The organism is Halocynthiibacter sp. SDUM655004 (assembly GCF_026015885.1).
Taxonomy (GTDB): domain Bacteria; phylum Pseudomonadota; class Alphaproteobacteria; order Rhodobacterales; family Rhodobacteraceae; genus Falsihalocynthiibacter; species Falsihalocynthiibacter halioticoli.
Window position 1 is genome coordinate 469,107 of record NZ_JAPDUG010000002.1, and the last position, 13,491, is coordinate 482,597.

The window sequence follows — 13,491 nt, forward strand, 5'->3', positions numbered from 1 at the left end:
ACCTATCATGAGCGCACTCGACGAAAAGATTAACGAGCATTTCGCGGGCTACGTGGTCCGCAAAGACCTTGTGAAAGCGGTCAAAGGCAACGCAATCGTTCCAACATATGTCCTCGAATACCTGCTTGGGCAGTACTGTGCGACTGACGACGAAGCATCGATCGAGAGCGGTATCGAAACCGTCAAAGAAATCCTCAGAAAGCACTACGTTCACAGAAGTGAAGCGGGACTGATCCAATCCGCGATCAAAGAAAAGGGACGCTACAAGGTCATCGACCAGATCAGCGTCTCGCTGAACGAAAAAACAGACAGCTACGAAGCCACGTTCGACAACTTGGGCATCAAAAAGGTTGCGGTGGATAGCGGCACGGTCAAAGCGCATCCAAAGCTGCTTGTGACCGGCGTATGGTGTATTGCTGATGTCCAATATGAGTTTTCCGAAGACGCGCGAACGTCTCCGTGGGTGCTCGAGACCATCAAACCTATCCAGATCGCAAAGGTCGATTACGAAGGGTACAAGGAGGCGCGCGCGCGCTTTACCAAACACGAGTGGATCGATCTACTGATGCAGTCGATCGGCTTCAATCCTGAAGCCTTCGGACGTCGCAGCAAGCTTTTGCAGCTGATGCGCCTGATCCCCTTCGTCGAGCGAAACTATAACATCATCGAACTTGGCCCAAAGGGAACGGGTAAATCGCATATCTACTCTGAATTTTCGCCACACGGGCAGCTGATCTCCGGCGGCGAAGTGACCATCCCGAAGTTGTTTGTAAACAACTCGAATGGGAGGATCGGACTGGTCGGATATTGGGATGTCGTGGCCTTTGATGAATTTGCGGGGCGCGAGAAAACTGCGAACAAGGCCCTTGTCGACATCATGAAAAACTACATGGCAAACAAGACCTTCTCGCGCGGGGTTAACCCCATGGGGGCAGAAGCGAGCTTCGCATTTGTCGGCAACACAGACCACAATGTGCCATTCATGCTCAAGAACAGCGACTTGTTCGAAGCCCTGCCACCCCAGTTCCATGACTCTGCATTCATTGACCGCCTCCACGCTTATCTGCCTGGCTGGGAGATCGACGTGATCCGAGGCGAGATGTTCACCACTGGCTACGGGTTCATTGTCGACTACCTCGCCGAGGTCCTTCGCCATTTGCGCCAAGAAGACTTCTCCAACCGGCCGGACCTGCATTTCAAAGTCAGCGAGAAGATTTCAACCCGTGATCGGGACGCCGTCTACAAGACCATGTCGGGCTTCCTGAAGGTGATTTTCCCTGCCGGAGATGAAACAGCCGATGACGTTGAAGAGCTCTTGCAGCTCGCACTTGAAAGTCGAAAGCGCGTAAAGGACCAACTGTTTCGGATCGATGCGACCTATCCAGATGTCGACTTCTTCTACACTGGCTCTGACGGGGAAAAGCGGCGCGTCCAAACCGTCGAAGAGCAAGAGTTCCCCCAATTCTACTATCTGAAACCTGCCTTAGACCCAAAGCAGCAGGACCAATCCACTGATGCAGTCGATGATGACGTAATCGAAGTCGAACATGAGCCGCGCGACACATCGGAGACCTCAGCGCCCGCCAAGCCGCGCACCGAAGAGGGGCACCACGTATTCTCCGAAAACCGAAAGGGCGTCAGCTACGATAAACTGTTTGGGCCCTATCTGGACGGTGCATCTCGGATCGTGGTGACAGACCCCTACATTCGCTATTTTTACCAGATCAAGAACATGATGGAATTCGTCGAAATGGTCATTCAACGCAAGGCGTTGGAAGATCAAGTGGCCATCCATCTTGTCACCGGGCCTGATGACGGAAACGTGCAAAAGCAACGCGAACTGCTGGAGAGCATTACCGAGGCATGCATTGGTTCGGGCGTTGATTTCACCTGGGCATTTGATGGTTCCGGAACCGCTCATTCCAGAGATATCGTCACTGACACTGGCTGGAAAATCGTTCTCGATCGCGGTCTAGATATTTTCCAAGCGCCAATGCGACGTGACGGGTTCAGCCTAGGCGACCGCCTGCAGGAGCACCGCATGCTGAAAAATTTCTATGTGACCTATGTTCGGCAAAACTAGCGGAGAAACACCATTTCTAAATTGAGGTTTAAAGGATCTACATGTCCAAACTGCACCAAAAACGCTACAGCACCAGTCCTTCATGCGAAGTAGTTAGATTTTGAGATCAGGTCATTAATCGGCAGTTTGTAGATATATACGGCTTAGGGAACTCCTGCCGACCTAAGGATTTACCTACACTCTCGTGCCTATAACCTCAAAGGAACGTGGTCGGGGCGCTTCCCAAGCTGTGCATGACGCCATCATAGTCGTTCTTTGATCGCATCGGTAGCAGATCGGCCTTCAATGTCTTTAGTGTTTTCAAGCCGACAAACTCGGCGAGCCCCTCTTTACCCTTGAGGAGCAAAAGGTTGGCTCCAAAAGCGGCGTCTGACGACTGCGCCTCTGGCGGCACGATGAAGGCGAGCTTGCGAGGCAACTTGGCGAAATGCCCGGCGGTAAACCGCGAACCGCCATCGCTACTGCTCTGAACCAGCAACAGCACCTGCGACAATCCTGCCTGGAGACGGCAGGATGCGATCACAGAATTCTGATCCTCGACCGCACCCGGCACGAATTCGGAAACCAAGACACCCCCAGCTTCCAAGAGTTTTCTAGCGCGCTCAGCGATTTTCTTGGAGGTCAGATTGCGCTCCAAAATATCGAGGCCGCAGGCCATCACGCCAATGACCCCTGGCAAGAATGCGCCGTCATGCGTGACCGAACAGATGTCGATGCCGTCCGCCAGCCCATTGCAAAGATGAACATCCTTCCCCGAAAAATGACGTCCGACGCGCCCTGCGACGGTTTCTCCGAACGGATTGGCTTTTCGCGTCCCGATCACCCCTAGCATCGGGGTGTCAAGCAGGGACAGGTTTCCCCGGCAAAACAGCACTGCTGGGGGCGTGCCCAGTTCCATGAGAGAAGCTGGGTACCTGGAGGTACCGAGTGCCACGGCTTCAATGCCTACATCAACGCTTCTCGCTAGGTGTTGCTCCGCCTTGAAAAGCGCAGCTTTCCAACTAGAGGCATCAACTTCTCCGATGGCAGAGCTCATTGTATCGAAAACCTCGTCGGCGGAACGGCATGCTTGAATCCGGGAATAGTTTTTCTTGATTGCGCCGGGCCCGACCCCTTTGAGTTCCAAAAGTGCGAGAAAGCAACGCGACAGTTCAACTTGGTTCATTTCAAACCCACTCCATCCATCCACATCCCTCACCGTTATATTCTGGTTTTACGCAACTGTAGAACGGTCTCCCGTCGCGTTTTCTGTATTTAATTCGTGTGATCTTCCCACAAGCCGGGCAGACTTTCTCGATTGGGGTCTCTTCGGTCAAATAGAAGAGCGCGATGAATAAAATGTTCCGCACGCCTGCCTCTAGCAGCATTTCGACATGCGACATCGCGGTTGCCCCAGTGGTGTACTGATCGTCGACAACTATGACGTTTTTGCCCATTAGGTCCAAGGCGCTTTCTAGGCGTACGAAACGCTTGATAAAGCCCATTCGGCCCGCACGCTTCTTCTCTTGTCGAATACTGCCGGTTACGTCTGTTAACCAAACGAAAAGTTCTTCCTTCGGCAGGTCTACATCGAGCGCGTGGAGCAGTTTCGCCATCTTCCGTGGGGGCTTCGTCGTCGTCTTGTCCGCAACACAGGTGATCATGTCCCAGCGGATGAAATCATGCGCCATCACTTCATCATGCAGGTACTGGCTTACATCGCGCGCAACGCCCGTAAGGAAACCCTGGGTGCGATCCTCGCTTCCGAACTTGTAGTACCTACCGATTGCCCCGTAGCTATCACACGGCCCTTGTTGCTGCCGACCGAGGCCACGAATGAGCGTGTAGCCATCATTTTTGTTTCGGCCGTTGAACATGCGGGCAGCGGTTGCACCCAAGGGGTCTTCAAGAACTAGGCGATGCTTGGCGGGCGTCTCAATGATGTTGAGGAGTTCTTCGAAGGAATGGCAATTGTAGGTCGCTCCCTCCATGCAACGGCGCGCCCAGTTGGCCTCCTCGTTGTAGTAGGGATCATGTGGAATGTCGTCCGCGCCCCAAAACAGCAATGCAGACGGGATTGCCAGTCCTCGCGCCAACTGAATATCGAGTCGCGTGTCGCCTGCGAGCAAGAATTCTTCTGCGGCCGACCGAGATGGGAAGCCGAACACACTTTCAAGATAAGTCCGCAATTTTGCTGTATTGGGCTTATCGGCGAGGGCCAACCACGGCGTTCTGAAAACTTTCTCGGACACAGGACCGACATAGGCCCCGTGGGAATCGGATACGATTGTTACCGAATGCCCACGATCTTTCACGGCCTCGATGAATTCTCGAGCGCCAGCAACAATCGGGATCTCACCAAGCGAAAAACTCCGGTCACGACCATGCTTGATATCGTCGTACTTGCTTGCATTCGTGTCAACGAGCGTTCCATCTAAATCCAAAAGTATGTGCAAAGGTCGATCAAATGCCCCAAAATCGAAGGTGAACCCAATGATACGCCCAGCAAACATTAGGCATAATGCCTTAAGTTCGTTCAAAATAATGTTGATAATGAGAAAATTCTTAGGTGAACACAAGTAAGGAGCGGCACATTCCGTGGCGAAGCTACTAGCACTTGTTCAGATCTTTTTCTTCTCGGTTACCTCTTTCTCGCGCCCACGCTCTTCCGCTGCTTCGATCGCGCGACCAATTCCTTTGCCAGCCTTGACAACCTGACGCCCCAAGAAGCGGCTTGGACGAGACGTAGCGACTTTGTAGCCCATCTCCGCAATGTCCACGGTTGCCTTCATAGTGCCCGTCACAGCGACGCCGATGCCTTCCTCGATCGCCTCTACCTTGTCGATGCCCTCACGATGACGATCAATCGCGTGGTTGATGCCACGAAGTGTAGCGAACACACCTAGACCGCCGAAACCGCCGATTACTGCGTCCATCGCCGTATCAGGAAAGTCCACTACGGACCCTCCGAGGGCGAGTTCCATAGCATTGTCGAGTTCAGCATTCGACATGCCGCCGTCAATGGCACCTGTTTCCGCAGCGACTTCACTGGTTGCAATAACTGTGATGCTAGTATCGACGCTTTCGATGTAGCTTGCGCTGTCCGTCGCTTTAACCTGGAACTCCACCCCATCGATTACGATGTCGGTATCAGGCGTATTGAAGTGTTCGTGAAGAGTACCGCCGGTGCTCGTTGCTACATGAGCTTCAAAAAGCGCTCCCTTCGTGAGTGATGCAAGGCCCGCAAGGCTCTGAGGCTCCATAGTCAGCGTTTGAAGCCATATTTCGCTATCGCTCATTCCCTCAAAATTGCCATTTACCGAGCGCAGTGCATCATAAACTTCACCGGCCTGGGAAATATCCTGCCAGGCGGAGACGGGTACTGATAGTGCGGACAGGATAAGTGAGTTCCGAATAATTGTATCACCATCGAAGGGGGCCTGCCTCCTATCCGGAATGGCACCCATGACGTTCTCCTCGATCAGCCGCAGTCTCACGTCAATGCGCCCAACCGCGGCGTCGTGTTTTTCTTCAGCTTCCCGAATGATATCTGCCTTGCGCGAAAGGAAGAGCCGGACATCTCGCTCGAAATCTCGGATTTCCTTGTCCATTTTGTTGTAGTCGGGGTAGTCGTAGGTGAGTTTGGTCCACCAAGACGTGCACTCCAGCATCTCATCGACATCGGCTTCGAGCTGAACCCTGCGAGCTTTGACCCGCGCGAGACGTTGAATAGCTGCGTCACGTGCGGCAAGGACGGGATGCGACTTGCGTGATTGGCAAATCTTCGCTTTCGCCAACTCCTTAATTTGGGCAGTGGCCTTCAAAACTGATTCACGTCGACGCATTTTTTCCAAACGTGTTCTCTCGATCTCTTTTTGTTCTCGCGCCTCTTCCAATCGCGTATAAAGCGGCGGCAACCATGCCTCGACGAGCTTGCTTAAGTGAGGTGCAAGCTTAGTCGCCTTAAGTTGCCTGATTCCGCATTCGATTGCCGAAGGATCTTCTTCTTTGAATAAGTCCTCTAGCTGCCTTCGGCGTGCCCTATACTCATTGCACTTGGTTCGACTTTGTCTTGCCTTGCTACCTTTCATCATTCCGACAGTCAGAAAAAGAACAGCCCCAATTAGTCCAAAGTAGAAAGCGGTTGCTTCCTCACGCGAAAGAGATGCCCACGCAACAAAAGCTGCGGCACCAAGAGAAAAAAGAATGGCCATAAAGCGCTGGCGATCGGCAATTTCCTCAAACTCCCGATCGAGCATGGAGTCAGTTGGTTTGTTTATAGTATTTCGACTTGATGTTTGGCGCATATTCAATGCTCAATTCTATTCTTGTTAGGGCAAACCCTCGACTTGGCGAGCAATTTCGCGATGCCCAAATAATTGATATCTATAGATCAATCTGACCGACAAACGCACACTTATCAATGAAAACTCGCCTGAAAGGACGCCGCGGTCAGCGAGACATACGCGTTCAGAGGTGTATACAACCCGAACGCCTTCGTCCTTGTACCATCGGCGCTCACTTTGTTACCCACAAGTAGCAGTCATTGGTGCAAGATGTAGCATCTGTCAGTCGGGCTCTAGAGCAGTCATGCGGCGGCGCGGCATCATGTGATATGATGTCTTGTCAACGTCGGGTTGTTGATGCGGAGGGCGTAGTGGATCGGAGGATCCGTCATGGAAACACCAAACTTACCCGCCATCCGCGCACTACGCCCGGTCTGGAACAAAGGCCGGATCGTCGGCCAGAAACGGCCGCTCAAGCCCAAACACGTCTGGGCGATTAGGGTGCGACTGGAGTTGGCGGAGGCCCGCCGAAATTTGGCGCTTATTAAACCGGCCATCGACAGCAAACTACGCAGTTGCGATTTGGTCAAAATGAAGGTGGTCGATATCATGGCGTCAGGCCAAATCAAAGAGCGCGCGTCGGTTCTGCAGAGCAAGACGCAGAAATCTGTGCGTTTCGAAATTTCTCAAGGCACTCGCGCATCGCTGGCGCGGTGGATGGGAGAGCCGCTCATAATCGGCTCAGAGTATCTCTGGCCCGGGCGCTTTCATGAACGACTTCACATTTCGACCCGCCAGTACGCGCGGATTGTCCGTGAGTGGGTGACGTCCATCGGCCTGGAAGCGAGCGCATATGGCACGCACTCGATGCGGCGGACAAAGGTCACGCAGATTTACAAGAAAACCGAAAACCTACGAGCGGTCCAACTCCTGTTGAGGCACACCAAGATGGACAGCACTGTCAGATACCTTGGCGTTGAGCTTGAATATGCGCCGGATATCGCCGAAGTTATCGAAATCTAAACCAATGGGCTGTCTTCACGGACGGCCCAGAGCTGCCGTTCACTTAAGACGCCTTTGCTGCGGCGCAACCACCCCAGACCGGACATCCGTGCATCCTACAGCATTCCATCACGCCGAATGGCCTTAATGCGGGACACACCAGTCATTCGGCATCCAGTTTCTTAAGTCTGCTTTGGCCCGTGAACGAGACACTCAATGAGCCAGTGATGCGATAGCCTTGGTTACACCTTCAGCCTGTCTCAAATCGATATGACCAAAGCCTCCCGCATCATTGTCCCAATACCGGCCAGATGCATCGACAAAGTCGGCATCCAGCGACAGGCGGCAAAGGATGTCTGCCCCGATTTGCAGGTCGTTTCCGGCGACGCCGAAGCCTTCCTTCACCATCTTTGACGCCAGCAAAGAGCCGGGATTGACGGCAATGAAGACTGGTCCTTCAGGGTGCATTGCCGCCATCTGCGCAGACCATAAGGCGATGCCGCGCTTGCTTTGTGCATAGGCCCCCATGTCATCCAAGTGCTTGCCTCCGGCCAAGGCTGCAAGATCGACCGGGGCTTGGGCAGCAGAGGACAGGTTAATGATACGGCCATCGCTTGGAATTATTGGCAGTAATGCCTCAGTCAAAACATGCGGGGCCAATGTGTTCACCACGAACCGCACATCCTGGCCGTTTGACAGAATCGGATTGGGTGTTTTGTACACACCAGCATTGTTGATCAGAACATCAATGCGGTCGTGGTTGGCTGTAACCGCCTCAGCGAGCTTGGCTGTCTCTTGCAGGGACGACAGGTCCGCCTGATAGGCAGCAACGCCACCCCCAACTTCCTGCGCTGCCGACGCCAGCTTGTCCGCACTCCGGCCATGAAGGATGAGCGTATGGCCCCTTTCAGAAAGGGTCTTGGAGGTCAGCAGACCGATGCCATCGGTGGATCCTGTGATAAGAATTGTTTTGGTCATCGCATACTCATTTCTGTTGGAAATTCGGGAAGCACTTCATCAGCTAGGTGCCTCATTGTTTCTTCGATATCGGCATTATTGAACCGCAGGTTCAGCGCGACGTGGTTAATCCCGTGGTCACGCAGAGACCGGAGATATGTCTTGAGGAACGCGACACCGGAACGGAACCCGAGATGGATTGGTGTCGGCTCGGCTTCAACTTCGGCGACGAGATCAACATAGAGGGACTGCATGACAGGCTTTGTATCTGCACCGGTATTTGCACCACGCGAACGATAGTCTTTCACCACTTGAGCCTGTGAAGCGATATCCCGTGGGTACGTCATCCAGCCGTCGCCATGGGAGGCGACCCATTCCGGGTTCTGCTGTGAACCGCCGGTGATGAGGATCGGCACCCGCCCGTTTACGGGCTTGGGCAACATATCCATCGACCCATTCAGGGTTCCATGATCGCCGGTGTGGGTCGGATACTCCGCAGACATTGCTCGGATGTAAGCCAGACTTTCGCGGAACCGCGCTCCTCGGTCAGGAAAGCTCATGCCTAGGGCCGGGTATTCTTCAGGGCGGTCGCCGGATGCGACACCCAACAAAAGACGGCCACCGGACAATTGATCGGCAGATGCGGCTGCCTTGGCTACATGTGCCGGATGGCGCAGAGGCAGGATGATGCTGGCGATGCCGAGTGAGATGTTCCGTGTTAATCCAGACAACATGCCGAGATAAACAAATGGGTCAAACATCTGCCCGGCATCTCCGAAACTAGGCACATTAAACGGCACGTCACGTAGCCACAAAGCGGCAAACCCTAATTCGTCAGCCATCTGTGCCCGTTCGATGTGGCGGGTCATATCCGGCACCGGGTTGCCGTGATGGGCATCCAGTGGAACAACCAGGCCAACCGTTAGGTCTCCCGGGCGGAACACGGTGTTGTAGGCCCGGTTCAGTGACGGAAACGTCATGGGTGTTGCTGTGTCTGGCATCACCTGCGTATCTACCATCTCAATCTCCGTAGCGCACCAAAGTGCGGCTCTCGATGCTCTGCCTGACTGTGGTGATCGTCGAGTCTTCGATCATGTCCAGCGCCGAATGGGCCACCGACGCCTTGCCCCGGTTGTCGTAGATATTAAACATCGCCACCTCGTCCGGCGTCATACGGGATTGATACAACCATTCATGGTTCGGGTTCCCAACAAGCCCCATGATGTGCCCCCGCCGGTCGGGGTAAATCAGGTCCAGCAATAGCCAATCTTCGTTAGCCACACTGGAGGGCCGCACAAAGCCCAAGGGTGCTGAGTTGATCGGGTGTTCCACCGGACGCCACACATTGATGAAGCCGTAATGTCCGCCTGACCATTCAGCGGCTTTCGCCTCACCCAGAATGTCGATCAGCCGCCCATGTGCACCTTCGGGGCTATAGTCACTGTGGACATTGCGGGCCGGTTTGCGGGTCGCGTCGGGATCATCAATCCGCACGGTATGGTCGAATATGATGACCTCGGTTGCCCCCACTTCACGTTTGAGCAGGGTCGCGAGTTCCAGATCATAGGCGTCTTGCCAAGTACGGCTTTGATCAAAGGCGCTCACGGTCGAGGGGGCTGTCAGGAACCCAACACTGTCATTTTCAAAACTCACACCGCCATCCATACGGACATCGGTCAGTTCTACCTCGGTTACATTGTGTTCCGGCGAGATGATCTTCCCAACAACGCCACCAGCATCAATCTGGTAGGCTTGCCGCTCAGATGCGTGAACATGGTAATTCACCGTTGCAGTGCGTGGCATCTTGATTGTCCTCGTTGCGGGAGGCCAGATGCGATGCACCGGGCCCAGATCAAAACCTCAGGCGAGATCGTCCTTGCCTTCGATCACGAAGTGGTAGCTTTCCGATCCTGCGGTCCGGGCATCAAGATGGGGCTTGTACTCCGGGTCGTTCATGAAGCTCATCGCCGTCTCTTTCGATGGCCATTCAAGAATGATGCGCAGCGCAGATGTTTGCTCACCGCCCTCCACTTGTTCGTGTGAGGCCGTGCGGGCCAAATACTTGCCGCCGTGCTTTGCAACCAACTTGTTGGCTGCTGGCAGATAGGCGGGGATCCAGTCTTCGCGGGAAGGCGTGACGGCGAGAACGGAATAATAGGCCATGAGGCATCTCCTGTTGGGTTGTGTCTGTCGCAGGAGATATGAGGCATTGCAATATCGGAATAAACTGGGTCAAATCAGAAAGGACATTTCCGGTTTTGGATATAATTATGGAAACAGATACTCTGCGCCTTTTTGTTCTTGCCGCTGACAAGTTGAATATCAGCGCAGCAGGGCGAGAACTTGGGCTTGCCCCGTCGGTCGCCAGTGCGTGGATGACCAAATTGGAGAAAAGTGTGGGGGCAGACCTACTGCATCGGTCCACACGGAAGGTCGCACTCTCAACGGAGGGGCTCGAGTTCTTGCCCTATGCCAGAGACATTGTGGCGCGCGAAGACGCCGCCAGAGCCGCGCTAGGCCAGGGCAAGGCGCGGGTATCCGGCACGTTGCGCTTCACCGCCCCGAGCACATTTGCCCAACTCTATATCGCCCCCATCTTGCCGGACTTTATGAGGGATCACCCAGACTTACGTTTGGATATGCGGCTGTCGGACAAACAGTTCGACCTTATCGATGGCAGTTTCGATTTGGCGCTCAGGAATGCCGTTCTTGAGGACTCAAGCCTGCGTGGTCGCAAACTCGCCGATGACACGCGCATCCTCTGCGCTTCACCGGATTACTTGAAAGAGCATGGACAGCCAGAGACGCCTGATGGCCTTAAAGATCATCAACTGGTGGCATTCGGAAATGACCTGCCACATCGCATGATCAAAGATGACGGTACACATGCAGACTTTGATCCAAACCTAGGCCACTGCAATTTGATCATGGACGATGGGCATAGCCACAAGGTCGCAACGCTAGCTGGTGCTGGCATCGCACAAAATTCCCTGTGGAGTGTGCATGATGAACTCTCCTCCGGTCGTCTAGTCCGTGTCCTCTCGGACTACACTTGCGTGGCCGACACCGCTCTCTGGTTGATCTATCCGCAGACAAACGTTCTCTCCGCAAAAGTGCGGGTGTTTATGGACTTTCTTCTCGACCGGATCGGGAAAAAACCAGCGTGGCAATAGCATGTTCTGCGAGGGTCAATTTGCTTGTTAAGCCGCCATGCATGTAAAGCGCAGCATTTGTTGGTATGGGCTCAAAGCCGACCTCGGGTGCAATGCAGCGTCTTGTGGTATGATGTTTTGTCAACGTCGGGTTGTCGATGTGGAGGGCGTGGTGGAACGGAGGATCCGTCATGGAAACACCAAACCTACCCGCCATCCGCGCACTACGCCCAGCCTGGAACAAAGGCCGGATCGTCGGCCAGAAACGGCCGCTCAAGCCCAAACACGTCTGGGCGATCAGGGTGCGGCTGGAGCTGGCCGAAAACCATCGCGATCTGGCCCTCTTCAATCTTGCCATCGACAGCAAGTTGCGCGGCTGCGACTTAGTGAAAATGAAAGTGGTTGATATCAAGGCGTCAGGCCAAATAAAGGAGCGCGCGTCGGTTCTGCAGAGCAAGACGCAAAAACCTGTGCGGTTCGAAATTTCTGAAGGCGCTCGAGCATCGCTGGCGCGGTGGATGCGAGAGCCGCTCATGATTGGTTCAGAATATCTCTGGCCCGGGCGCTTTCACGAACGGCTTCATATCTCGACCCGCCAGTACGCGCGAATTGTCCGTGAGTGGGTGACGTCCATCGGTCTGGAAGCCAGCGCATATGGCACGCACTCGATGCGGCGTACAAAGGTCACGCAGATTTACAAGAAAACCGGCAACCTGCGGGCAGTCCAGCTGTTGTTGGGCCATACCAAGATGGACAGCACTGTCAGATACTTGGGCGTTGAGCTTGAAGATGCGCTGGCCATCGCCGAAGCTATCGAAATTTAAACCAATGGGCCGTCGTCACAGACGGCCCATACCTGCCGTTCGTGACCACCAGGAGCCGACCAACGGCACCGGCCCTTTGCTGCCATTCGCTGCGTTGCAGCGCTTGGGCGCGATCTGGACAATTGCGCGCTGCTGGAATGCGACCTAATATTGTTTGATTGCTAACTCGCGAGACTGACTTGCCGAAACCGTTTATTTCTACAAGAGCGCTTCACGGGTTGGAGCATGGCCTGCGGCTTCAGATTGGCCCGGCATCACTACGCAAGTTGCTCGATAGCGTTGATCTGCCGGCTGGGGTGCTCGAAACGCCCCGTTTCTATGTGCCGCAGGCTCACGCGATTGCGTTCCTCGGGGCGGTGGCTGGGCATGTCGGATACAGCAATGCCCTGTTTGCACTGGGAGACTATGCGTCCGTAAAGAGCTATGGGCTGTTTGGCGAATTCGTTACTGAAGCGAAGACATTTGGTGCGGCCATGGGCGCAACCCGCGACCTGATGGCGTTTCACGTTTCGAATGATCGATTGAGCCTGCGCCATGAGGCCAATTCCTTCAGGGTCAACTACCATGCTGCGCTGCAAAATATTCCCCAGTATGAGCATTACGCGCCGTTGGCGCTCGCTGTAGTTCTCTCAATCGCTGAACCCTATTTCGGACGCGGATATCGACGCTCAGTGACCCTTAATCTTCCGAAACCATCAAATGTTACCGACTTTGAGTATTTCTTTGGGTGCGATGTTCGGTTCGACCAGCCAGAGTTGTCCGTGGTGTTCGATCAGGCGGCGGCAACTGCGACGCGCCGCTTTCAGACCTCCCGGGTAGTCACCCTAGGAGAGGTTGCTCGCGACGCTTTTGGTGCAGCACCGCGCAGACTGGTTCCAGCCGTCGAAGCGCTCGTACGGGCCGACATCGAAGGCGCGGTCAATATAGATGACATCGCCCGCAGACTCGACATGTCGGAGCGGACACTCAGAAGGCGGCTCGACGATAGCGGCACCCATTTCCGGGAACTCGTTCGACGGACCCGGGTCGATCTTGCCAGGGAACTTTTGACGCAAACCGATCTGGATATGAACGAAATCGCGCAACGGGTGGGCTATTCCCACCCCTCGCATCTCGGCCGCGCCTTTCGCGAGCTTACGGGCATCTCACCCTCAGATTTACGCTACGCCGCACGCAACAAGGTGGCCGGAAATGGTTACCTCTGATGG

Annotated in this window: 12 protein-coding genes; 5 read left to right on the forward strand and 7 right to left on the reverse strand. The window is 54.5% G+C overall.

Features of this window, described 5'->3' with window-relative positions:
* The first annotated feature begins 7 nt into the window (after window positions 1-7).
* On the forward strand, window positions 8-2,083 hold the full coding sequence (gene brxL, locus N9C89_RS09935; protein ID WP_263953724.1) for a BREX system Lon protease-like protein BrxL: 2,076 nt from the start codon (window positions 8-10) through the stop codon (window positions 2,081-2,083).
* Between the two features lie 196 nt (window positions 2,084-2,279).
* Here the strand turns inward: brxL and N9C89_RS09940 are convergent, their stop codons facing one another.
* From N9C89_RS09940 to N9C89_RS09950, 3 genes are all read right to left on the reverse strand, one after another.
* Window positions 2,280-3,248, reverse strand: coding sequence for a DNA-protecting protein DprA (locus N9C89_RS09940; RefSeq protein ID WP_263953725.1), 969 nt, complete (start codon window positions 3,246-3,248; stop codon window positions 2,280-2,282).
* A gap of 1 nt (window position 3,249) precedes the next feature.
* Window positions 3,250-4,575: a hypothetical protein gene (locus N9C89_RS09945; RefSeq protein WP_263953726.1), complete on the reverse strand. Its 1,326-nt coding sequence runs from the start codon at window positions 4,573-4,575 to the stop codon at window positions 3,250-3,252.
* A 108-nt stretch (window positions 4,576-4,683) separates the two neighbouring features.
* Complete coding sequence (locus tag N9C89_RS09950; protein WP_263953727.1) at window positions 4,684-6,375, reverse strand: hypothetical protein; 1,692 nt, start codon at window positions 6,373-6,375, stop codon at window positions 4,684-4,686.
* A 363-nt stretch (window positions 6,376-6,738) separates the two neighbouring features.
* Between N9C89_RS09950 and N9C89_RS09955 the strand changes: the two genes are divergently transcribed.
* Window positions 6,739-7,371, forward strand: coding sequence for a tyrosine-type recombinase/integrase (locus tag N9C89_RS09955; protein WP_263953728.1), 633 nt, complete (start codon window positions 6,739-6,741; stop codon window positions 7,369-7,371).
* Window positions 7,372-7,563: 192 nt separating this feature from the next.
* On the opposite strand, the gene N9C89_RS09960 is transcribed toward N9C89_RS09955, so the two are convergent.
* Genes N9C89_RS09960 through N9C89_RS09975 form a run of 4 tightly spaced genes read right to left on the reverse strand, consistent with a single transcriptional unit; the run spans window position 7,564 to window position 10,470 of the window.
* Entirely contained in the window at window positions 7,564-8,328 is a 765-nt protein-coding gene (locus tag N9C89_RS09960; RefSeq protein WP_263953729.1) for an SDR family NAD(P)-dependent oxidoreductase, read from the reverse strand.
* Window positions 8,325-9,326 (reverse strand): LLM class oxidoreductase, encoded by a 1,002-nt coding sequence (locus N9C89_RS09965; protein WP_263953730.1) that lies wholly within the window; start codon window positions 9,324-9,326, stop codon window positions 8,325-8,327. The genes N9C89_RS09960 and N9C89_RS09965 overlap by 4 nt, the downstream gene beginning before the upstream one ends.
* Window position 9,327: 1 nt before the next feature.
* Window positions 9,328-10,110 (reverse strand): CmcJ/NvfI family oxidoreductase, encoded by a 783-nt coding sequence (locus N9C89_RS09970; protein WP_263953731.1) that lies wholly within the window; start codon window positions 10,108-10,110, stop codon window positions 9,328-9,330.
* A gap of 57 nt (window positions 10,111-10,167) precedes the next feature.
* Window positions 10,168-10,470: a DUF1330 domain-containing protein gene (locus N9C89_RS09975; RefSeq protein ID WP_263953732.1), complete on the reverse strand. Its 303-nt coding sequence runs from the start codon at window positions 10,468-10,470 to the stop codon at window positions 10,168-10,170.
* 107 nt (window positions 10,471-10,577) lie between these two features.
* On the opposite strand from N9C89_RS09975, the gene N9C89_RS09980 reads away from it, so the two are divergent.
* From N9C89_RS09980 to N9C89_RS09990, 3 genes are all read left to right on the forward strand, one after another.
* On the forward strand, window positions 10,578-11,480 hold the full coding sequence (locus N9C89_RS09980; protein ID WP_263953733.1) for a LysR family transcriptional regulator: 903 nt from the start codon (window positions 10,578-10,580) through the stop codon (window positions 11,478-11,480).
* Window positions 11,481-11,650: 170 nt separating this feature from the next.
* Window positions 11,651-12,283: a tyrosine-type recombinase/integrase gene (locus tag N9C89_RS09985; RefSeq protein WP_263953734.1), complete on the forward strand. Its 633-nt coding sequence runs from the start codon at window positions 11,651-11,653 to the stop codon at window positions 12,281-12,283.
* A gap of 179 nt (window positions 12,284-12,462) precedes the next feature.
* Window positions 12,463-13,488, forward strand: a complete 1,026-nt coding sequence (locus tag N9C89_RS09990) for an AraC family transcriptional regulator (RefSeq protein WP_263953735.1) — start codon at window positions 12,463-12,465, stop codon at window positions 13,486-13,488.
* Window positions 13,489-13,491: the final 3 nt, after the last annotated feature.

What these genes read in the sequence shown, in the direction of transcription:
- brxL (WP_263953724.1), top strand. Translation starts at nt 8, where the DNA reads ATGAGCGCACTCGACGAAAAGATTAACGAGCATTTCGCGGGCTACGTG.
- N9C89_RS09940 (WP_263953725.1), bottom strand. Translation starts at nt 3,248, where the DNA reads ATGAACCAAGTTGAACTGTCGCGTTGCTTTCTCGCACTTTTGGAACTC.
- N9C89_RS09945 (WP_263953726.1), bottom strand. Translation starts at nt 4,575, where the DNA reads ATGTTTGCTGGGCGTATCATTGGGTTCACCTTCGATTTTGGGGCATTT.
- N9C89_RS09955 (WP_263953728.1), top strand. Translation starts at nt 6,739, where the DNA reads ATGGAAACACCAAACTTACCCGCCATCCGCGCACTACGCCCGGTCTGG.
- N9C89_RS09960 (WP_263953729.1), bottom strand. Translation starts at nt 8,328, where the DNA reads ATGACCAAAACAATTCTTATCACAGGATCCACCGATGGCATCGGTCTG.
- N9C89_RS09965 (WP_263953730.1), bottom strand. Translation starts at nt 9,326, where the DNA reads ATGGTAGATACGCAGGTGATGCCAGACACAGCAACACCCATGACGTTT.
- N9C89_RS09970 (WP_263953731.1), bottom strand. Translation starts at nt 10,110, where the DNA reads ATGCCACGCACTGCAACGGTGAATTACCATGTTCACGCATCTGAGCGG.
- N9C89_RS09975 (WP_263953732.1), bottom strand. Translation starts at nt 10,470, where the DNA reads ATGGCCTATTATTCCGTTCTCGCCGTCACGCCTTCCCGCGAAGACTGG.
- N9C89_RS09980 (WP_263953733.1), top strand. Translation starts at nt 10,578, where the DNA reads ATGGAAACAGATACTCTGCGCCTTTTTGTTCTTGCCGCTGACAAGTTG.
- N9C89_RS09985 (WP_263953734.1), top strand. Translation starts at nt 11,651, where the DNA reads ATGGAAACACCAAACCTACCCGCCATCCGCGCACTACGCCCAGCCTGG.